General features: G+C 57.0%; 10 protein-coding genes. 6 read left to right on the top strand and 4 right to left on the bottom strand.

Annotated features, from left to right (window positions below; all coding sequences use genetic code 11):
• Window positions 1-2 precede the first annotated feature (2 nt).
• From FKG94_RS27125 to FKG94_RS27110, 4 genes are all read left to right on the top strand, one after another.
• Window positions 3-1,103 carry a hypothetical protein gene (locus FKG94_RS27125; RefSeq protein WP_142930093.1) on the top strand — a complete coding sequence of 367 codons (1,101 nt, stop codon included), beginning with the start codon at window positions 3-5 and terminating at the stop codon, window positions 1,101-1,103.
• A gap of 65 nt (window positions 1,104-1,168) precedes the next feature.
• Window positions 1,169-2,230, top strand: a complete 1,062-nt coding sequence (locus FKG94_RS27120; protein WP_142930092.1) for a hypothetical protein — start codon at window positions 1,169-1,171, stop codon at window positions 2,228-2,230.
• Window positions 2,231-2,292: 62 nt separating this feature from the next.
• Window positions 2,293-4,032, top strand: coding sequence for an efflux RND transporter periplasmic adaptor subunit (locus FKG94_RS27115; RefSeq protein ID WP_142930091.1), 1,740 nt, complete (start codon window positions 2,293-2,295; stop codon window positions 4,030-4,032).
• Between the two features lie 31 nt (window positions 4,033-4,063).
• On the top strand, window positions 4,064-7,360 hold the full coding sequence (locus tag FKG94_RS27110; RefSeq protein WP_179957834.1) for an efflux RND transporter permease subunit: 3,297 nt from the start codon (window positions 4,064-4,066) through the stop codon (window positions 7,358-7,360).
• 34 nt (window positions 7,361-7,394) lie between these two features.
• On the opposite strand, the gene FKG94_RS27105 is transcribed toward FKG94_RS27110, so the two are convergent.
• The 4 genes from FKG94_RS27105 to FKG94_RS27090 form a co-directional block, all read right to left on the bottom strand.
• Window positions 7,395-9,560 (bottom strand): transglycosylase domain-containing protein, encoded by a 2,166-nt coding sequence (locus FKG94_RS27105; protein ID WP_142930089.1) that lies wholly within the window; start codon window positions 9,558-9,560, stop codon window positions 7,395-7,397.
• Window positions 9,560-15,460: an alpha-2-macroglobulin family protein gene (locus FKG94_RS27100; RefSeq protein ID WP_142930088.1), complete on the bottom strand. Its 5,901-nt coding sequence runs from the start codon at window positions 15,458-15,460 to the stop codon at window positions 9,560-9,562. The genes FKG94_RS27105 and FKG94_RS27100 overlap by 1 nt, the downstream gene beginning before the upstream one ends.
• 178 nt (window positions 15,461-15,638) lie before the next feature.
• Entirely contained in the window at window positions 15,639-17,054 is a 1,416-nt protein-coding gene (locus FKG94_RS27095; RefSeq protein ID WP_246125438.1) for an aminoacyl-tRNA deacylase and HDOD domain-containing protein, read from the bottom strand.
• A 352-nt stretch (window positions 17,055-17,406) separates the two neighbouring features.
• On the bottom strand, window positions 17,407-17,589 hold the full coding sequence (locus tag FKG94_RS27090) for a hypothetical protein (RefSeq protein ID WP_142930087.1): 183 nt from the start codon (window positions 17,587-17,589) through the stop codon (window positions 17,407-17,409).
• 832 nt (window positions 17,590-18,421) lie between these two features.
• Here FKG94_RS27090 and FKG94_RS27085 point away from each other — a divergent pair.
• Together FKG94_RS27085 and FKG94_RS27080 are read left to right on the top strand one after the other, a co-directional pair.
• On the top strand, window positions 18,422-20,476 hold the full coding sequence (locus FKG94_RS27085; protein WP_142930086.1) for a S8 family peptidase: 2,055 nt from the start codon (window positions 18,422-18,424) through the stop codon (window positions 20,474-20,476).
• Window positions 20,477-20,701: 225 nt separating this feature from the next.
• Window positions 20,702-22,576, top strand: a complete 1,875-nt coding sequence (locus FKG94_RS27080) for an alpha/beta hydrolase family protein (protein ID WP_142930085.1) — start codon at window positions 20,702-20,704, stop codon at window positions 22,574-22,576.
• The last annotated feature ends 18 nt before the right edge of the window (window positions 22,577-22,594 follow it).

Below are 22,594 nucleotides of genomic sequence, written 5' to 3'. Positions count from 1 at the left end.
TGATGGCCAACTTCGACTTACGCCTCGCTACAACCACTGACGTTGCGCTGCTAAAAGGCTTGGTTGACGCCACGCCCCAAGGAAGTGATATGGTGATTAACTTCGAGCGAGGAGCGAATTTCTTTGATGGTACTCAGGTTGTCACCTCTTCGCCGGAAGTCTGGCTCTATTGCGATACTAAAAAGCAGCGCCTGGCTGGCGCTTTCAGCATAGGTACCCGACCGGTTTACGTCAACGGCAAAAAACGGCGTATACGATACGCAAATGATTTAAGAATACACAGCGATTATCGAGGCTCAAGGGGCTTGTTGCGTATCGCCAACCAAGTCAAAAAGCGCCTTGGCGAGCGTGAATGGATGCAGACCGTGATACTCTCCGACAATCACGCCTCGCTGTCAACGATTGGCAGTAGTCGGGCTGGTATGCCCGCCTACCATCCTTTCGGTGAGATTAATACTCATATGATATACATCAAAAGTAGCAAGCCCGCTTTAGATATGGGTCTCACCATTCGTCAGGCCGGATCCGGTGACTTGCAGCAGATGCAAACTTTTTTTGAAGGCGAAGCCCCCAAAAAACAGCTATACCCCCATTATGATTTCTCGGCAATGGTCGAAGGTAATGCTTATTATAAAAATCTTTCTATAGAAGACTATTTTTTAGCCTTTGACAACAAAGACCTGGTAGGTATCTGCGGCACCTGGAATCAAAAAGAGTTCAAACAAACACGTTTCTTGGCCTACAAAGGAAAAATGCGTTGGCTACGCTACTTTAACAACGGCTATTCGAGGTGCTTTGGGGGGATACAGTTACCCAGACCCGGTGAAACACTTGACTACGTTTTACTACACAGTATTTTGGTCAAGGAAAATCAAGTAGACATCTTTCGCGCGCTGTTGCGATATGTTTATAACGGTTATGTCAATAAACCCGATGGCGTCATCGTCAGTGGCTTATACGATCAGGACCCCCTTCACGATGCTTACCGTGACTACAGAAAAGAGTCGCTGCGCAGCAGGCATTTTCTGGTGAGCTATGGAGATGACCCCGGCAAACAGCTCGATAAAAGCAGGCCCCTGTATATTGAAGTAGCGCGTCTGTAGCAAATCTGCATCATTGTAACCGAACGATATCAAGCGCGGTCTGGTAAGGCTTAAAGAAAGTTGCCATGAGAGAGAATATAGATAAGGAAAATTCTGCTGCCAGACAGCGTGACTACATTGCCATGTGGTTCGAGGCGAGGAGGGAATTTGGCATCAGTGATGCGATGCGTGTAGCCCGGTTGGATTTAGCCACTGCCCAGACTCACTGGAAAACCTTTCCCCACAGCAAAATGGACGGATTGGGTGGTATGGCGACCACCATGCGCAGTGCCGGGTATCCATCGCGCAACTTGCCTCAGTCGACGGAAACGGCAGTGCCATCGTTTTGGCGTTTTTTAGGCTTGATGTTCAAGCAACCAAAGCCTATCGCCAAGAAGACGATAAAGTGGAAATACCCGCGGGATATTGACAGCTCTGTCGACGGAGAAATCGCCTATGACTTTCTGACAGAAGAGGAGACCGCTATTGTTAAAAAGCTTGCCAGAAAAAACAGGGTTACCTTTAGCCACTATATACTCTGGGCGCTCAACCGCGCGGTTGCGGAACTACTCATTGACGGCGAACAACACTACTATTGGTTGTACCCTGTCAATTTGCGGGGGCCACTGGATTTTAACACGGATATGTTTAACTATTCCTCCTCCATTAACCTGTGTGTGACCAATCGTATAGAACCGCGCAAGTTGCAAGAAAGAGTAAAAGAGCAACTAAAAGCCAAGGCGTACTGGGTTAACTGGTACTTAGGTAATATCGGCAAACTGATAGGCAAGTCTGGCGTCAAGTGGGTCTACCAATATATCAGCAAGCGCCAGTTTTATGCCGGCTCATTTAGCTTTTTAGGTAGCTGGCCATTACCCGATGCGGAAAATCCCAAAAAAAACCTCAATGAAATGTGGGTTGCCTGCGGAATTGGAACACGGAATTATCCTGTATCCACGGGTATACTCGTGTGGTATGACCGTTTATCGCTTGGCATCAAACTACACCCTAGTATCTGTGACGACATTGCGCTTACCCGCCGTTGTTTAGCGCAGTGGAAAAGGTATCTTTTACCGGAAAGTAGTGCAGGCAGGAAAGTGGTACAGATAAGTCCGACTGATCGCGAGAAGGCTCTCGATACTCAGTAACCCGATCTGTTAGCAGGTATTGCATGGTCAGCCAGGGCCTGTTGACAGACGCTAAGTAGACTATGAAAAAAACGACTGATAAAGCACATGCTACCAGCCGTGGCACTGTCAACCACAGAACAGGATCAAAGCGCAGCTCCCAAGCCGAACCGGGCCATGCAGGGCGCGCTGAACTTCGCACGCATGGGCAGCGCCAAAATCAAATCAAAACTAGCGGCACCATCGGGAAGCGCGATCCGAAGCAACTGACGCCCGAAGCGCGACAAGCATTGAGAAAAAAGCTGTTGGCGGCAAGAAGGAAAACTTCCGGCAACAAGAAAAAGCACGGCCGGGAGAAGCTATATGACGATAGCGGTGTTCTGCAAACCAACACGGCCTTAGGTAACGTGGTCAAACTGTTTCTCGGCTTTGCCAAGCTGCTGAAATGGGCAGTCACGGGGATCAATGGACGTAACCCGACAGCGGGGCCCGGGGAATCCGACAAAAAATACGCCAATGAATCACAGGCTGAGCCGGAACATAAGATCGGCAAGCTCCAGTTTTTTGTTGCAGGCAGCATATTGGCAGCCGGCATCCTCGCTGGTTGGGCGCTGATAGAAATGGCCCCTGCGGCGGTGAAACAACCGGTCATCCAACGCACTCCCCTGATAGAGGTGGTGCAGGTTAATCAGGTGGCGAGAAGAATCCCGGTATTCAGCCGCGGTACGGTACAACCAAAAACCCAGATTAATCTCATTGCTGAGGTTGAAGGCAAGGCTACCTATGTTTCCGTCAACCTAAAAAACGGCGGCGTGTTCAAAGAAGGTGAACTGCTATTGCAAATCGACGCCTCTCGCTACGAGCTTGAAGTGACTAAGGCACAAAGTGCAGTTGCCAGCGCGGAGCTATTTCTGGAGAAAGCCACTGCCACCGCCAAGGTCGCGCGTAGAGGCGCCAAGCGTAACGCCTCGGCCTATGCGCTACATATTCCTCAATTAAACGAGGCAAAAGCCAAACTTGCAGCCGCTAAGGCGGATCTTCAGGTGGCTCAACTGCAACTGGCCAATACACAGCTCAAAGCGCCTTTTACCGGTCGGGTAAAAGTCAGCGACATAAACGTGGGACAATATATCAACGCCGGGGCACTGGTGGCTGATATCTATGCCCTGGATATGGCGATAATAAGGCTCCCGGTGTCAAACAAACAGCTCAAGTTGATTGATTTGCCCTGGTTTTATTCAGACAGTATTGCCCCCGCCCCGAGCCCCGATCACGATTTGGACAATAGTGACGAAACCCGAAGCGATGCCGCGGAGAATAACTCTCTACGGCAAAATCTACCACAGTTGAAAGTCTCCGGATTTTTTGGCGGCAGCAAGTATACCTGGCAGGGAAAAATAGAATACGCAGAAGGCGGACTGGACGAAAACCAGATAATGTACCTGGTTGGTGAAATAGGCCGACCTTACCAAAGGAGTCTCCAAGACCCGGAGCGTCCACCGCTGGAGCCCGGCCTGTTTGTCGAAGCCGAGATACAAGGCAGGCACTTTGATGCGGTCTATGAAGTTCCCCGACAGGCACTCCACGGCGGCAATAAAGTCTGGACGGTGGACGAGAAAAACCGCCTGCATGCTAAACAGGTCAATGTAGTTTATCGCGGGCCGGAAATGATATATGTTGATCGTGGCCTGAGCGACGGTGAACAGATAGTGATTACCGCGCTGGACTATGTGGTTAACGGCATGGAAGTGCGTATTGGCGAGGAAGCTGGAGGGACTTTGGAGGAAGGCCGTCAGTCCAGTCAATCATTTTCTCTGCATTAGCAAGTCTGAAGGGATTCAGAATTTATTTGGTATGAATCGATTGCTTACATGGTTCGCTCATAATTCAGTTGCAGCAAATGTGCTGATGATCTTTATTCTGGTAATGGGATATCTGTCTATTCCCGATACCCGTAAAGAGTTGATCCCCAATGTGTCCCTCGAACGCATAGCGATTCAAGCCGCTTATCCGGGCGCTTCGCCCTTTGAAGTGGAAGAGGCAGTTTGTAAGCGTATTGAGTCCGCTGTTTACGATATCGAAGGCATGGTGGACCTGATTAGTCATGCCAGTAAAGGCAATTGTTCGGTACAACTGGATGTCGATTTTGGTTATGACACCCGGGTGATGCTCGAAGAGGTAAAGTCACGGGTGGGTGGTATCAGTGGTTTTCCGCCAGAAGTGCAGCGGCCTGTTGTGAAAGAGCTGAAAGTTCGAAACCGCGTCGCTACGCTGGTGATCAGCGGCGAGACAGAAGAGTGGGTGTTAAAAAAAATAGCGACACGCATTCGCGATGATTTACTCACTAACCCGCTGGTATCTGTGGTGGATTTGGAAAACGTCAGACCCTATGAAGTCTCGGTTCAGGTCTCGGAGTCCTCGCTACAGCAGTACGGTTTAAGCCTGGCAGAGGTGGCCTCCATTGTCAGGGACACCTCGCAAAATATGCCGGGAGGCACCTTAAATACAGCATCGGGTGATGTGCTGTTGCAGACAGAGGGTAAAGTAGAAACCACTGACGGATTCGACTCTATTATTTTACGTGCCAAGCCCGATGGCGGCCGACTGCGCTTGTCAGATTTGGCCGTAGTGGTAGATGGCTTCCAATACGGTAATACGCGCGCGACTTTCAACGGAGAGCCGGCGGTTTCGCTCGAAGTCTATCGCGTTGGCAAGCAAAATATTGTAGATGTGGCGGAGGTGGTAAAGGAATATGTAGCGCAACCGACCAGTTATATCCCGCCGGGAATTTCCCTCTATATTTGGCAGGACGACTCCAAGCACTTCGCCAGTCGCATCAGTCTACTGCTTACCAATGCAGCACAGGGTCTGGCGCTACTGTTTGTAGCCCTGATGCTCTTTTTGCACTGGCGAATATCGCTCTGGGTAAGCGTTGGTATCCCCATCGCCTTTATGGGCGCTTTTTGGTTATTGCCTGTTATGGGTGGCTCCATCAATGTTATTTCGTTGTTTGCCTTCATTTTGGTATTGGGAATCGTAGTGGATGATGCCATTATTGTTGGCGAAAGTATTTATTCACAGCAACGGCAAGGGCTGATTGGTGTTGCCGCTTCCGTCGCCGGTGTAAAGAATGTATCAAAACCGATAGTTTTTGCGGTGTTGACGACGATCATTGCCTTTGTTCCTTTGTTATATCTACCGGGGCCCGAGGGTAAACTGATGCAGGTGATTCCCATTGTCGTGATCTCAACGCTGGTATTTTCCCTGGTTGAGTCACTACTGATATTGCCTGCCCATTTAGCGCAAAGCAGCATCACTGAAAGAGACCATCAATCCGGTTTTCAACAAAAGTTTGCACGCGGTCTCGAGCGCTTTATCGAGCGTTTTTATCGGCCGTTTCTGTCGTTTATTTTACGCTGGAACCTCGCTTCGCTGCTGGCTTTTATCGCTGTTTTTATCGTTGCTGGTTCGCTGCTGTCAGGTGGCTGGTTGAAAATGGTCCTGTTTTCGGAGATAGAAGGCGACGTTGCAGTTGCTTCAGTGGCTTTTTCAGAAGGTACACCGAGCGGAGTAACGCGCAAAGCGGTGGACAGAATTGAGCAAGCCGCTTTGCAGTTATCAAAAGAGCTTGAACAGGAAGTTGGAACACCACAAATCGGCCAGGTGCTGGCCGTCGTCGCGCCGAGACAAAAGGTATCTAATGCCGATTCGCAAAACCAGGAACACAGAGGCAATGTGTCTATTGAGTTTGTCGCCAGTAAAAACCGCAAGGTTAATGGAAAAGCAGTGCTTTCACGTTGGCGTGAAAAAGTTGGCGACATTCAGGGAGCACTGGAGTTGCGTTTTGAGTCCAACCTAAATAGCCCGGTTCCCGATTTCGCCATTAATTTTTATGGCGCCAGCCTAAGCACATTGAAATCAGTGACTGAAGACGTCAAAAAGCAGCTCATTGAGTATCGCGGCGTCTACGAAATTCGGGACTCACTACAGTCTGGTCGCAAGCAGGTTGCTATACAAATGCGCCCGGCCGCCCGTGATCTGGGATTGACACTAAGTGACGTGGGCCAGCAGGTGCAGCAGGCGTTTCACGGCATTGAAGTGCAGAGCTTCTACCGTAACGAGGACGAGGTCAAGGTGATGGTGCGTTATCCCGATAGAGCGCGGGATTCTCTGTGGCATTTGGAAAATATGCATATTCGGCTTGCCGATGGTTCTACGACACCGTTATTACACGTTGCTGAAATAGAGGATGGTACGGGTGCTCCGACGATTAAGAGAATTGATCGCAAAAGGGTCGTTACCGTCACCGCATTTGTGGACAATAATGAAGCTTCGGTGGCAAAGGTGATGACGGAACTGGAGCAGTCCGTACTCAAAGACCTGGCGCTTAAGTACCCTGACATCCGCTGGGGTATCACCGGAAAACAAAAAACCACCCAGGAATTTTTTCACATGATGGGAAAAAGCTATCTGTTTGCCCTGATTATTATGTATTTACTAATGGCGGTTTTGTTCGGTTCATACTCACAGCCTTTAATGGTGATGTACGCCATACCTTTCGGTGTCATCGGATCATTGCTGGGCCATTGGATTACCGGTGTGGATATTACGCTATGGTCGTTTGTAGGCGTTATCGCAGTAAGTGGCATTGTCATTAACGACAATCTGGTGCTGGTTGATTTTATCAACGTTAAGCGCCGCGAGGGGGTGCCGCTCGTCGATGCGATCAGGGACGCGGGTGTAGCCAAATTCCGGCCGATTATTTTGACGTCGTTAACCACATTTGTCGGGTTAATGCCAATCATTCTTGAAACCAGCGTACAGGCACAGTTCTTAATACCGATGGCGGTGTCGCTTTCTTTTGGCGTGCTCTTTGCGACCTTTATCAGCTTGATACTGGTGCCTGCGGCTTACCTGACACTCAATCAGGTTAATGGTTGGGCGAGCAGGCTGCTTGGAAAACTGCGTGCTTGGTTTAGCCTGCGCAAAGAGTGGGAGGTGGATATTGAGCAAGCCTACCAAGAAGGCTTCCGCCAGGGTTTCAACCGCAAGCCTTTCGACAGCCATCATTTTACCAACGAGGTGCTTACCGCCAGTTGGGAGGCTGGATGGGCGGATGGCAGCAGTGAGTATGAGTTGCATAGCGGTTGAATTTTTTAGACGCCAACCTGACGAGCACGCGGACTCAGTGAACCCGGTAGCTGACCGCCGCGGTTTTCACCGGTTCGGCGCCAGCCCCGGTTATCACCTCGGCGCGCGCCGTAAATTGGCCGCGCCGCAGCGGCCAGGCATAGCGGGGGCCGGCAGTGGTGGCGACCAGCGTATCGTTGACAAACCAGTCGACCCGGCGAATATCGTCGGCTTCGGTAACGGCGAATTCAAAGTATTCGTGGCTGTCGGGAATACGCGGGTCCATGGCCAGCAGCAGCCCCGGGCTGGGTTTGCGCAGGCGCAGGGTTACTGCGGTGGTGGCCGCCGGCTGCGCAGAGGTGCCGGGCACAAACCATTCTTCGCGGGTGCGGCAATCTTCCTGTGCCGGTGCGCCGGTGGCGACACACACCGACTTTTTAACCAGTTTCTCGCTGAAATAAAGCGGTCTCACATCGCGGTTGCGGTTCAATTCGTTAACCACCGAGCGCAGCACCTGGGCGGGTCCGGTGGCGCCGGTGACTTTGTGCATGGCCGAGTAATCGAGATTGCCAATCCAGACACCGACAGTGTAGCGGTCGTTGTAGCCGATGGCCCAGGCGTCGCGATAGTCGCTGGAGGTGCCGGTTTTGACCGCGGTCTGGTAGGGAAAATTGAGAATCGAATCGCGGCCGAATTCTTTTTCCCGCGCGCCCGGGTCGGACAGGATATCGGCGATCAGGCTGGCGACATCCTCCGACAGGACCCGCCTGCCGCGGGTCTGCCGGTGTCGGTGTTCCAGCAGTGTCAGCGGTTTGAAGTCACCCATGCGCGCCAGCACCGCATAGGCCTGCACCAGTTCAAACAGGGTCACCTCGCCGTTGCCGAGGGCCAGCCCGTCGCCATAGACATTGGGGTGACCTGCCAGGCTGGTAAACCCGAAGCGGTGCAGAAAATCGAGAAAGTGCTGGGCACCTAAGTATTGCACTGTGCGCACTGCGGGAATATTCAGCGAGTTGCCCAGTGCCTCGCGCAGCGAGACCGGGCCGTAGTGGATGCGGCTGTAGTTGTGATAGGTGTGCATGCCGGGGCCGACACCCTCTTCCAGGGGCATGTCTTCCAGCATCGTGGCCGCGGTCCAACCGCGCGCCAGCGCGGCCGCATACAACAGCGGCTTCAGCGCCGAGCCGGGTTGGCGCCGTACCACTACTGCATTGAGTTGATTGTAGGGCATGTCGTCGCGTCCGGCGTGGCCGACCGCCCAGGCAATCACCTGGTTGCGGTGGTGGTCGACCACTAAGGCGGCGCCGTTTTGCACGTGCCGGGGAGCCAGGTTTTGCAGGCGCGTGTCGAGTATGCGCTGGACTTTTTGCTGCAGCTCGATATCGACGGTGGTGTCGACCGGCTGCCCGCGCGGCGCATCCACACGGGTGCTGGCAAATTGCAGGAAGTGTTCGAGATTGTGACCGAACTGGCCGCTGGCCGGTTGCAGTGGTTGCCGCTCGATCGCCGCGGTGCCCGTGCGGGCGGCCAGGTCGGCGATGGCGCTGTCGAGATGCGCCGCGCGCCGCTGCGGATCGAGCCAGCGGGGCGCGCGCACCAACACCGCCAGTGCCAGCATTTCGCGTTCGCTGAGGGTGCTGATATCGCGGTCGAAATAATGGGCCGCAGCCTGCGCGATACCGCGGCGATTGGCGCCGTAGGGGACCTGGTTCAAATAAAACTCGAAGATATCCAGTTTGCTGAAACGCCGCTCCAGTTGCGCCGCCTCGAAGCCTTCCAGCCACCGCGACCAGGGCGTGCGCGGGCGCGGGTGCAGCATACGCACCACCTGTTCGGACAGGGTGCTGGCGCCGCGGACAATATCGCCGGCCAGCAGGTTTTGCACCAGCGCATGGGCGCGGGCGATCCAGTCGACCCCGCGGTGGGCGAAAAAGCGTTTGTCTTCCGACACGATAAACGCGTTTTGCAGAAACTCCGGTACCTGATGCAGATAGACCCGGTCGTTGAGATTCCAGCGGTTTTGATAGGTGATGTTCAGCGGCTGTCCGTGGCGATCCAGAAAGGTATGTCTGGCCGCGTGGTCGAACAAGTGCTCGAAGCTGTCCGGCAGCGGCTGCAGTGACCGGGAGGTGGCAAGCGTGAGCCCAAGACCGAGGCCCAAGCCCAGGACCGCCAGCGCCCCCAGCGCGATGCAACGGTAACTGCGGGCGCCGCCGGTCACTATTGCTGCACCTCGTCCTTCACCTCGAGCAGTGCCGGCAGCCCCTTGCCGTAAATATCCGGGTCGTACATCTCTTCGGCGTGCAGCGGCATCACGGAAAACTCGCCGGTGGCTATGGCCTGGGCGGTGTAGGACAGCGCATAGTTCCCCGCCGGCAGATAATCGGCGTAGAAGCGCGCTGAATCGTGGCGCAGTTCCCTGTGGTAAAAACTCCAAAAATAGCGGCCGTAGTAAGACCAATCGGCAACGGTGAAAAACCAGGAGCCCGCCGCCGCTTGAAAACTGCCTTTGTCCGCATCGACGCCGGAGGCGGTGGCCAAATCGGTATTGACCGGTTCCAGGCCACCGGGCACGGGATCGTAGAGCGTGACAAAGTGCCGGGCAGTGGGCACCGACACAAACAAATCCACCTTGACCAACTCGCCGCGCCGTATCTGCATGGGACGTTTTTGAGTAGGACCTTGTAGCAGTACAAACTCGCCGTCGCGTTCCACCGAGTACTCGCGCCGCACCTCAATGCCGGCGTTAATGCGCGCGGCGTTATCGACCTGCAGATCGTAGGCGATACGCGCGGCGTAGTAGAGACGGCCGTCGCCCTCACGATCGATGGTCATGGTGGTGGCTTCACCCGGTGAGTGGACCGACAGTGGCCGGGTCAGGGTGACCGGTGCATCGGTGGGGCGGGTAAAAATCGCCTCGCCGAGGCGCGTCGCGCCGAGGTTGACGGCGATGTTCATAGCCGGGTCTGTACTCTCGTAAATTTTCGCGTAATCGATCAGGGCGTTGAGGCAGAACATGTTTTCCTGGGTGTTTTCCCAGTGGCTGCGGGCGCCGCGGCTCTGGGTAATGCTGCGCACCAGCTTAAAGGGAATATCACCGATACGGGCGGCGATATCGGCGTCGATACCCGGCCGCAGGAAACTCGAGAGAATGGCGCAGTTGGCGCGCAGGGGCGTGGCCAGCAGGTACTTGTAGCTGTCGTCCCAGGCTTCGTTGAACTGGAATTTGCCGCCGCTCTGGCTGGCCTGGCCAAGCAGGGTGTTGACGGTGTCGCTGACAATATCCTTATCCAGCGGTTCGGTTTGCAGCGCCGCCTGCAGAAAATGCGCCTTGCCGAACAGGTTCATTTCCGGCAGATGGCGCCGGTAGCGCTGGATGTCGGCGGTGCCGATCTTGCCGCTCTGTGCCAGGGCCGCCAGGGCCACGGCGCGCACCGAGGACGCCATGCCCTGGCTGTAAAACGACGGCAACTCATCGCGGCGCAGCAGCCGCAACAGATAGGTATGCAGGCGCGCCTCCACCTGCGCCGGCACCTCGAAGTTGTTGCGCCGCAGCCAGTTGAACGCCAGCGCGGTATAGGCGGACAGATAGGGACTGACATGGCGGTTGGAGGGAACCCAGTACGTCATACCGCCGTTGGGCGCCTGGAAGTTGGTCGCCGCGGTGAGCGTCTCCCGGATGTCGTCGCCGGGTTCCGCCCAGGCCACTTTATCGTCGAGATAAGTGGCCAGTTCGATATAGGCGCCCGCCGCCACCGCCTTGGTCAGGCGCTGTTCCCAGCACAGGTGCGGGTAGTCTTTCAGGTAGTCGAAAGCGCCGTCGAGAGTGCCGATCACCGTGGGCGAGAGCACGGCGCTGATACTGCCCACGTCCGGATAGATGCCCTCGGGTATCTGAATCTCCTCGCTAACCCGGGCGGCCGTGGTGGTGCCGTAGGTGGTGGCGGTTTCCAGCGAGCGCCGCGGGTGTACCGGCACCTGGTGTTCCACGGCGTCGCGGTCGCGGCGGTCGCCGCCGCGGGCGACAAAACGCAGTTGTCCGCTCCCCTCGGTCTGCACCGGCAGCCAGACGTTGACGCGTTTAAACGGCGCCACTTGCACCCGCCGGTTAATCGTCGCTTTGGCGGCGGTGTCCAGTGGCCCACTGGCGCGGATATCGATACTGAGCGTGCGCGCCTTGTCGGTGCGATTCATCACCGAGAAGCCGGCGTTGAAGCTGTCGCCCTCGGTGACCTGGTTGGGCATCACCGGGCGGATTTCGGTGGGGCGGTTGACTTTGAAGTTGGCGTCGCCGAGTCCCATGCGATCGCTGGGGGTGACGGCAAAGGCGAGGATACGCCAACCGGTGAGATTGTCCGGCACCTCGAATTCGATACTGGCGCGGCCGCGCTTATCCGGTTTGATGGCGGGATTCCAATAGCTGACGAATTTGAACAGGCTGCGCAATTGCCCGTAACCGGAGCCGCCGTCGCCGCCCGGATTGGCGCCTTTTTTCTCGAACTTCTGCCGTCCTACCAGACGGCTCAAGAGGCTGTAGTTGTTGACATCGAGGGAGTCGAGGCGGTTAAAGCCCGCGTACGGATCGTAGTAACTCCTGCCCTGGCGATTGAGGGCGAGCACCGCCTCGTCCACCACCGCCACGGCGATTTCGTAGGGCTCGCGGTTGTCACCGGCTTTGGGCTTCACCCGCAGGGTGGCCTTGACCCTGTCGCGCGGTTTGTAAGTGGTGCGATCGGTTTTAATGCTGACCGCCAACTCTTTGTACGGATCGCTGACGCGGGTTTGCACATAGCCCATGCGAAAGGCGGGTTTGCCCAGGTCGACCCGGTCGGGCCCCAGGGGTTTGGCAACCCGCGGTGAGAGGGCCACCACTGACAGATAAAACCCCGGCAGATAATCGGGTTTGATCGGCACCTCGATGACCGGTGTGCTGGTGTCCAGGGTTTCGATCCAACTGTCCAGCACGCCGTAGCGTTCCACGGTCACCAGTGCCCGGGTGCCGGGAAACGGGTTTTTGATTAAATAGCGGGCGGTGTCGCCGACAGTGTAGGCGTTTTGCTCGGGGACCAGCGGCAGGGTGGCGTCGTCGGACTGGTCCCACACCACGGCGCCGCGGCCGGTGACCCAGCCGTGCAGGGTGGTGCTGTGGGTCTTGCCCTCGGTGTCGGTGATACGCGCGACAAACTGGTAGTAGCCGGCGCGCTCGGGTTTGAATTTACAGGTGGCAGCCGTTTTCGTGCTGGTTGCCCGGCACCGGGTCTCCTCCACCCAACTCATGATATTTTTGGTGATGTAGGCGTTGCCGGGCCCCTTAACCCGGGCGGCCTTGTAATCGCGGTGGCTGATGGCGACTGTAACCTCGATTCCAGGCGCGGGGTTGCCGGCGGCGTCCACCACCAGTGTTTGCAGGTTTGCGGTCTTACCCTGCTGGTAGAGCCAGCGGGTATTTTTCAAGCCGACGAAGCGGGTGCGGCCGGCGTAGTCGGCGCTGGCGGCAGCGGCGACGAACTTGCCGCGCTCGTCTTTCACCGCCGCTTCCACCGCCACAGTGCCGTAGTAAATCTCGGTTTCCGGCAGGGTAAAACTATCTTCGTGCTGGCCGAGATCGTCGAGTTGGCCACGCACATCGAGCAGTGTCACCTGGTCGCTGCTGCGCTGCTCGCCGGCGCCGAAACTGAAACCCCTGGCGAGCGGACTGGCACTGGTAAACGTTTTCGGCCGCAGCCTGGCAGTGAGGCGAATTTCCGCCGCCGCAAAGGGTCCGCCGGCATGCAGGGTGGCCAGAGAGGTTACCGCCACCTGCTCGCCGGTGGCAAATCGCTCACCGTTGAGTTCCGCTTTGACCTTAAACGGTGAGGGGGTGAAATCGCTGACCAGTACCGTCATCGGCTCCCAGGCAATACGGTCCCAGCGGTTGGCCGGTTGCTCGACCGGTGCCAGCTCAAACCGATACCAGCCCACGGCTCCCTGTTCCGGCACCTTGAAGGTGTCGTCAAAGGCGCCGAAGGCATTGAGGCTGATGGCCTTTTTTTCGTAGACCACTTTCTGCTGCGGATCGAGCACCCGCAGGTTGTAACCCGCCGGTGGCGGCGCTACCCATTGGGTATTGCTCTGGTCTCTCAGGTAGAGCTTGAAATCTATGGTATCGCCCAGTTTGTAGACCCCCTGCGCGGTAGTGCCCCAGGCGTGGCTGTGCCCGCGGCGTTTCCGCAGGTGGGAATAAACACCGCCGCCGCGCACCGCAAAGTGGTGGTTGATGGGAATGACGGCGATCTCTCCTTCGCTTTCAACCCGGGCGAAAAAACCGGGTTGGTTGGCGCGGTAGCCGCCGTAGATAAACTCGAGTTCGGGGTCCAGCTGCGCCAGCCCCGGCAGTGTTGCCAGTCCCCGCCCGTCGGTGGTGGCCTCAATGCCCAGTTCTTCCAGGCCGGCCAGGTCCTGGTAGCTGCCTTTCAGCAGCGAGACCCTGGCCGCCGGCACCGGTTGGCCGGCGGCAAAGTCGGTGACCCAGAGCAGTGAGTTAAAGTGTCCCATTTTGGCGTGGACCTGGTAGGGCGTTACCTGGGCCAGGATTTCGGTGTCCTCGCGCCAGTCCGGCGGTGTGGGATCGGGGCGCAGGCGACCGTAAATCATACCGCTGTTGCCGCCGAGCAGTGTCCGCACACCCAGCGGGGTGGCGTAGGCGATATTCTGGGCTTTCTCTACCGGTAGCTCCCGCACCAGGCCGCTGGCAGCGGCAGCGGCGTCGAGCCTGTCATAGGTCACAGTGACTTTGTCCAGGTTGGTGACATAGAGCGGCACCTCGCTGTCGATATCTTTTTCCAGCACCGCCTGGCGATGGCGCAGGCGCAGGCCGGGTTCGCGGTGGGAGGTAAAAAAAGTAAAGTCGGCGGGCGCGGGCAAAGTGCGTCCGAATTCATCGGTGAAGGACTGGCGGTCGATGTTGACCGCATACTGCCGGTGGGCCTGCAGGAGTTCCGGCAGCCAGACGTAGTAGTGCCGGTTGGCGCGGTGGGCCGAAGTCAGGCGGGTCCAGTCATGGGTGTTTTGCCAGGGGTCGTAGTCCTTGCGGCCGCCGTCCAGCGCCGGCTTGAAACGGATGTGATTCTTCACGCTGGAGTTCAGCACCGGCGCCGAGAAAATCAAAGCCACGGCGCTCAGGGGCGCGCAGCGCTTGTCCTGCCGGTCCGGCTGCAAATCGCCCAGCAGCAGGTCACTGGCCCGGCGCTGACCCCGTAAGGTGCAGCGCAGGCCGATCACGGCAAACTCCGGATAAGTGTGAAAGCTCACCACCGTGCGCTGTTCGATACCCGCTTCGCTGCCTTCGCTGGATACCAGCCCCGGCGCCACCTCCAGGCGCGCCGCCCGGTCGAGGGGCAGTTCCTGGCGCGGTTCCACCAGCCATACCTTGCGGGCGCTGTCGCCCGCCAGTTGGGTCGGTCGATCGTTCACCCGCTGCTGCTCAAGGTCGCTGCCGGTCGCCCACCAGGGTTGGGTGCGCGGCAGATCGTCGGGAAATGCCAGCACGGGTACGCGGGCTTTTCGGACGCTGGCATCGGTTTTGATGGCCAGGGCCTGCTCCACGGAGGTTTTCGTGACCGGTTGGTTGAAGGTGACCTGGATCAGAGGTGTGCCCGGTGACAACCAGTTAAAGAAACGGGTATAGGTGATCTTCGGCCGCGCTGTGGTAAAGGTATGGGTGATCTTTTCGCTCAGACGGGCGCCGGTGGTGGCGGTAATACCGGGTGCCACCTCGATGCGGTAGCGGGTGGCCAGGCGCATTTTGTGCTCCTCGCGCAGCTGGCAGGCCAGGGCGCTGGTGTTGAGCCAGCGCCACTCGCAGGCCAGTGCGGGGGCAATGCTGATGGGAATAGCGGCGGCATCGCGCTCCATCCTGCCGATCGGCACCACCGGGCGGTCGAACTGAAACACCACCTGCCGGCCCGCTTTGACATCGTCGCCGGCCGGGGTGATACGCAGGATTTTCAGGGCTTTGTCGGTGGGGCGGGCGGCCGAATCAAACGCGGGCGCGGCGGCTGTTGCGTTGCAGATGCCGAGCCAGAGTCCTAGCCAGATATCCGGCCGGCAGCCGCTTGCACGCAAAAGTCGATGGGGTCGCATTGCTGTTCCTGATCAAGGGAATTGAGGTTGAATACTATATAAGTATCCCCTGCAAAAGTGACCATCGGGTGAGGAAAAATGATGAAGTATGGCGAGGTAAAAGTAGTGCCGGCGGGGACGACGGGGAATCCCGGCGACCGGGGGCGGACGCGACCCCGGCCGTAGTGGCGGGTGCCGCTCAGCCGCCCAGTTGTCTGGCGATACCGTCCAGTTCGTCCAGTGATTTCATCACGTCGTCGAGCACCGCAGCGGCGGCGTCGGGCTGCAAATTCAGTTGCTCGTAGAGGTGCACGGGCACTTCTGTCGAGGGGCCGCTGCCGAAGCCGCGCTGGCTCAACAGCAACTGGGCGACATGCACCAGTTTGGCATATTCATGATGATCGCCGTCGTATTCCGGGGTGTTCTGGTGGCGCAGGGCGGTGACGATTTCCGGCGGCACACTCCACAGCTCGGTCAGGCAACTCGCCAACTGTTCGCGGGTGATACCGAGAATATGGCGGTCGATCATCTCGTGCTGTACGTGGGGGTTGGCCTCGGTGTAGCGGTTGATCACGTTGAAATAGGGCGGGAACACCTCAGCCAGCACCAGGTAGCCGAAGTTACTCAACAGGCCGGACAGGTAGGCCAGTCCGAAACTGGGCCGGTGAGCGCGGGGAATGGCGCCCACCAGTCCCTCCACTGTGGTGGCGGTATAGACCGCCATTTGCCAGTAGGGCGTGGTGCCCTGGGGCAGGTCTTCAGGCAGCTTGAGGGTTTTGCCCATCGCCAGACCCAGCGACAGGTTGAGCACCATATCGAAGCCCAGCACCCGCACGATAGCGTCGTGCAGTGACTTGATCTTGCCCGGTGTCGAGTAATAGGGGGAGGAGGCCCAACTGATAACCTGGGCGGCCAGGCTCGGATCCATCTCCACGATTTCCGCCAGGTCGCTGACATCGGCATTGCGATCGACCCGCAGCTTGATGATGCGATTGGCGGACTTGGGCAGCGGCGGTAACTCCAGTGTTTCCTCCAGCCGCTGCTTGATGCGCATACCGGTGAATTTATGGACAGCGTTTTGCACCTGGGTATGGTCATCGAGACCGGAGGTGTCGGTTTCCAACTGGGCCAGGGGCACGGTAATGTCGCTGACATTGACATCGGAGAGAATCTGCTGGAAATCGGCCTGTTTGAGCCGCAGCAACTGGTCCCCGAAGCCGGAGTCGAGCAGCAGGTCGTCGCGCTTCAGCAGGCGGCGATCCACGAGCGTGGGCAGACCGGCCATATTGGGCACCGCCGGTACCGACTCCAACTGGTGCTCATCGATAAAACGGCGCAACTGGCCGGTCGGTATGGCGCGCAGGTCACGGCCCAGGCGGCGGTTGACCACGTTCAGGTCCAGCAGGCAGTCGGCCGGGATCAATACCAGCACCTGGCCCTGCTCGTCCTGCAGAATCTGTGATTTGGCCGCGCCGAGACTGCGCAGATGGTGTTGGTGCCAAACCCGCTCAGTGCCCCCGTCCCTCGGTGCGGGCGATAGGCTGTAGGCGACGTTGCGCGTGCTCAGCAGTTCTTTGACGCTCTCAGGTACCGGCAAACCCGTATCCTCACTCATTACATTGACCCCGTATTAGTCCGGGGCGCTATTCCTGATTGACTGTCGAGGTTCCGCCCTTGTCAGGGTAATACTATTCGTACTGTTGTTCGTACTGTTGTTCGTACTGTTGTTCGTACTGTTGTGCCCTTTGGGGGTACTGACTGAACCGAATTGCCCAGTGTCGGTGATCTCTTTGCAACCATCAAGACTCTAGTCGTTAAGTCTATATTATAGTTCTGGGCGCAGGGTACGACGTTAGTTACCGGTGGATAATACAGTCATTGGGGCGTCAAGAATGCAAAGATCGTCCCATTTTTTGATAAAAACGGCACTCTCGCCCTCATGGCACGGGCGTTTGGCAGATGCGACCTTATATTTCGTATTGCCGCCAGTGATCCAGGTCAGGCCCCCGCCGGCCGTTGTTTTGACGCCGATCGCCGTTTAGCAACTCAAAGCGAATGGACTGGCGCCGGTCTTTCAATTGGCGTCGCTGGTAGAAACGGCGTTCTGGGCCTCTGTAGTCGTTTTCATCCTGATTGAAGTGGTGAGACATGGGTAGATACCGTGTACCTCTGAATGGGAGCGGCTATTGTAATACTTTCTTATCGTTATTGCTCGCATGTGGTCTCAGCTGCCAAGCCGCTTTGGTTTGTGCCCGGATTGTCCCACCCGTGGACCTCTGGTGACCGCGTTGGCCATATTTGACTGGTCGGCGGCCTTATGGAGGCGGGCCGCCGTCGGGCCAGGTGTCTCCATTTCTCGAGCCGGTCATCGTTAGCGTCACCTGAGCAGGTGGTGGCGCCGTCACCTGCCGCGGTGGGCTCGACGGCCAAATCAGGCGGTGAGGGAACGTGTCTTTGCCACCTGTGGCTCAGGGGTAGCGCAATTACGTATTTTCGCAAGTTGTTTTTCCGTGAATAACTTTGAAATTGCACACGCTTTGGCAAAAGACTGGCGGCGTAAAACACTGCAAGTCTCACGCTTTCATGAAGATGTCTCGCCTTTAAAAACGCATGAAGTTTTATGGCGCCCATAATTTTTGTAGAAAATAGAAAACGTTTTGTGCCGCGTTATACATACTTTTTGTCTTTTTTGAACTCATGTTGTTGAAGGAGGCGTCGATTAAAAAATATGTGCGACCGAAAAAATTGTTAACTATTTTTAAAAAATTATCTTTTGGAAATTTTTTTTGTTTTCTTGTGAAAAGTTTTTTGAGGTGAACGGTGATAGCTTCGTTACAGTTTTGTCCCACAAATGCAGTCGCGGCCAAAAAAATAATACACGCGACAATTTACCCGCTAACCGACGGAGGAACCAATCAGTCAACTAAAAATATAAATATTTCGTCAAAGTAAAACGATTATAAAAAATGGAGAAAAAACACCATGAAAAACAACTCCCTGCCTGTGGGTTTATTAAAAAAGCTAGTGCTCGGCGGCGCTGTCGCATTGTCGGCAACGTCAGTGTCGGTGCAGGCCGTACAACTGGATTCGACCGCCGCCGCCAGTCCGGTACCGGCGGCCGCAGCCGCGATTACCGATCGCATTATCGTCAAGTATAAAAATACCGCGCCGGAAAGTTTGTCCGCAACGCTGTCGCAGGCGTCGCTCGATCGCGCCGAACAGTTGGCCGGTGCCGGCCTCAAACATATGCGTAAACTGGCCACGGGTGCGCATCTGGTCAAACTCAAACGGCAGTTGACCGGTGCAGAAGTGGATGATGTTATCGCCAAGTTGATGGCCGACCCCAATGTGGAATATGCCGAGCGGGATATTATGCTCAGGCCCATGGCGATTCCCTCGGACCCGCGCTACAGCGAGCAGTGGCATTACTTTGAAAACGCCGGCGGTCTCAATCTGCCCGCCGCCTGGGACGTGACCCAGGGTGAGGGTGTGGTGGTGGCGGTTATCGACACCGGCTATCGCCCGCATTCGGATTTAAATGCCAATCTACTGCCCGGCTACGATATGATTTCCGACACTACCGTGGCCCAGGACGGCGGCGGGCGCGATGCCGACGCTCGTGATCCCGGCGATTGGGAGCCGGCGGGCGCCTGCGGCGCCGGTGAGCCCGCCCGCAACAGCAGCTGGCACGGTACCCACGTCGCCGGCACCATCGCGGCAGTCACCAATAACGGTGTCGGCATCGCCGGTGTCGCCTATAAAGCCAAGGTGGTGCCGATTCGCGCGCTGGGCCGCTGTGGCGGCCTGCTCTCGGATATTTCCGATGCCATGATCTGGGCTGCCGGCGGCAGTGTGAGTGGTGTGCCTGCCAACGCCAACCCGGCCCAGGTGCTCAATCTCTCACTCGGCGGTGGCGGCAGTTGTGGCGCCACCCAGCAGGCGGCTATCAACACCGCCCGCAGCCTCGGCGCGACCGTGGTGGTGGCGGCCGGCAACTCCAATGCCAACGCCGCCAATGCCACCCCGGCCAACTGCGCCGGCGTGGTCACCGTCGCCTCCGTCGATCGCAGTGGCGGCAAAGCCTGGTACTCGAACTTCGGCAGTGTCGTGGATGTGGCCGCGCCCGGTGGCGACACCAGATTCGCGGCTGCCAACGGTGTGCTGTCCACGCTCAACAGCGGCACTACCGGCCCCGGCAGTGAAAGCTATGCCTTTTTCCAGGGTACCAGTATGGCGACTCCCCATGTGGCGGGCGCCGCGGCGCTGCTCTATGCGGTGCAGCCGGGTATTACGCCCGATGCCGTCGAGTCCATTCTCAAAAGCAGCGCGCGCAGTTTTCCCGCTACCTGCAGCCAGTGCGGTGCCGGTATTGTCGACGCGGCGGCTGCAGTCGATGCAGCTAATGGCGGCGGCGGTGGCACGCCCGATGGTGTGTTGGAAAACGGTGTGGTAGAGACGGGGTTGTCCGGCAGTACCGGGACTGAACTGTTTTTCACCCTGGAGGTGCCTGCCGGTGCCGGCGATCTGTCGTTCCAACTCAGTGGCGGCAGCGGTGATGCGGACCTGTATGTGAAGTTCGGTTCGGCGCCCACTACCGGCAGCTATGACTGCCGTCCCTTTGTCAGCGGCAACAACGAGACCTGCGATATTTCATCGGCCCGGGCAGGGACCTATTACGTCATGGTGCGGGCTTACAGTACCTTCTCCGGCGTCAGCCTGGTGGGCAGTTTTACCGAGGGCGGCGGTGGCGGTATCAGTGAGACCGACCTGTCCGGAGCGCGATTTTCCTGGACCCGCTATACCATCGAGGTAGCCCCGGGCAGTACCGCACTCGAGGTCTCTATAGCCGGTGGTAGCGGCGATGCCGATCTGTATGTGCGCGCCGGTGCAGCGCCGACGTTGAGTGCTTACAATTGTCGCCCCTATCGAAACGGCAATAACGAAACCTGCAGTATTGCCAATCCCCAGGCCGGTACCTGGCATATCGGCTTGTACGGTTACGCGGCTTACTCAGGGGTCAGTCTGGAAGCCAACTAGCAGCGGCTCGGTCGCGATGATAGTAAAAGCCTTCGCATTTCGGTGCGGGGGCTTTTTTTTCGGCTTTGATTCGTTGCCGTTTGGCCAGTGGTGGTATTGACTGACCGACTTGGGTTACCATTTCGATCCCACGGGGCCCTGTAGCACGCAATGGAAGAGGTCTTGCACCGTTGGTCGTCCACTTGTCTACTATCCCGCCGATAACCCTGGATACGTGGCGCTACTATGAATCTTATCTGGACACTGTTGATTGCCTTCAGCCTGCTGCTGGCCTCAAACGCCAGGGGCGCGGAAGAGGTTCCCCTGCAGCGCTTTGCCGAGTTGCCTCGTTTCAAAGACCCGATGATCTCCCCAAATGGCAAACGTATCGCCGTCACCCTGACGCTGGACGGCAGGCCCCTGATGGTGGTGCAAAAGTTGTATACCGAAACCGATCGAACCAAAGAGGACCCGGTGCCTTTCAGCATCGGCGAATTTTTCTTCAGTTGGTACGACTGGGCCAATGATGAGCGCTTGATAGTGAGTATTCGCTCCAATGTAAAATCACGAGGTTCGCTGTGGAGTCTGAGCCGACTGGTCACTGCGAGCCGCAAGGGCAAATCCATGAAAGTGTTGCCAATGACCACCAATTTACGGGGGTATTATCGCCAACACGCCACTGTCGTGGACTGGCTTGAGCACGACCCGGATCATATTCTGGCTGCACTGGATAATTCACCGACCTTATGGGCGGCGCCGGAAGTGGACCTGGTCAATGTAAATACCGGCAAGAGCCGCCGTGTGGTGAAAAACAAAAAGGGAATCCACAACTGGATAGTGGATAGTCGGGGCGTAGTGCGGGTCGGTGTTAAACGCCCTACCAACAGAGGGCTGCGAGAGACCGTTTACTACCGCGAAACCGAGGAGGCTCAGTGGGAGGTTTTGCAGAGAATCGATCATTATCATCACGACCGCTTGATGCCCATCCGCTTTGATAAGCAGGACCCCAATATTCTCTTGGTAAGCAGTGTCAATCTGGCGAAGGATGAAAACACCGTTGCGAAAATTTTCCGCTACGACCTGACTGCGCGCGAGGTGGTGGGGCCTTTTGTCGATACCCGCCGTAAAAAGGTTCTGAAGTTGTTAAAAAATGCTTTGCCGGACGTGAAGGTGGACATTGTTTCACATGACCGGGCAAAAAAAACCTACATTGTCCGCACCTATTCCGACGTGACTCCACCGGATTACTACCGGCTTGATTTGAATCGTAACGCGCTGGAATTCCTTGCATCCGAGCGTCCGGAGCTGGTGGGTATGCAATTTGCCCCGATGACGCGCATCACCTACACGGCGCGGGACGGGCTGGAGATTCCCGCCTACTTGACGCTGCCTGTCGGTCGGGAAGAGCAAAACCTGCCGCTGGTGGTCTACCCCCATGGTGGTCCCTGGAGCCGCGACGAATGGGGGTGGGATAACTACGTGCAGTTTCTGGCTAATCGTGGTTACGCGGTGTTACAGCCCCAGTTCAGGGGCTCTACCGGATTTGGTATCGAACACCAGGAAGCCGGCTACGGCCAATGGGGTCATGCTATTCAGGACGATATCACCGATGGGGTCAAGTGGGTGATTGATCGCGGTGTTGCCGACCCCGACCGCATTTGTATTATCGGCGCCAGCTTCGGCGGTTATGCCGCTGCCATGGGGGTGGCGAAAACGCCGAACCTGTATCGCTGTGCGGTCAGTATTAACGGCGTACTTAACTTGAAGCGTATGATCGATGACGGGCGGGACCGGGTGTTTTCCTCAGTCCCTCGAGCAATCGTGAATGATCGCAAAGATTCGGAAGATGCCTCTCCCTATCATCTGGCAAAGCGTATAAAAGCGCCGGTGTTGTTGATTGCCGGTGAAAAAGATACGGTGGTGCCTGCTATTCACTCGCGCAAAATGTATAAAAGACTCAAAAAACTGAAAAAGCCGGTGGAGTACATAGAACTGGAAGACGGTGAGCACTGGCACACCAACGAGGCCCATGAGTTGATTGTGTTTACCGCCCTGGAGCGTTTTCTGGCGACGCATATTGGTGGCGCCTCCAGCGTGCAGGCTCGCGCCGAGCAGCAATAACATCAGTATTGGAGTGAT

Origin of the sequence: Exilibacterium tricleocarpae (genome assembly GCF_007004655.1) — a bacterium.
Lineage (GTDB): Bacteria > Pseudomonadota > Gammaproteobacteria > Pseudomonadales > Cellvibrionaceae > Exilibacterium > Exilibacterium tricleocarpae.
The sequence above is the reverse complement of the archived record's forward strand: the minus strand, read 5'-3'. Positions and strand labels throughout refer to the sequence as shown.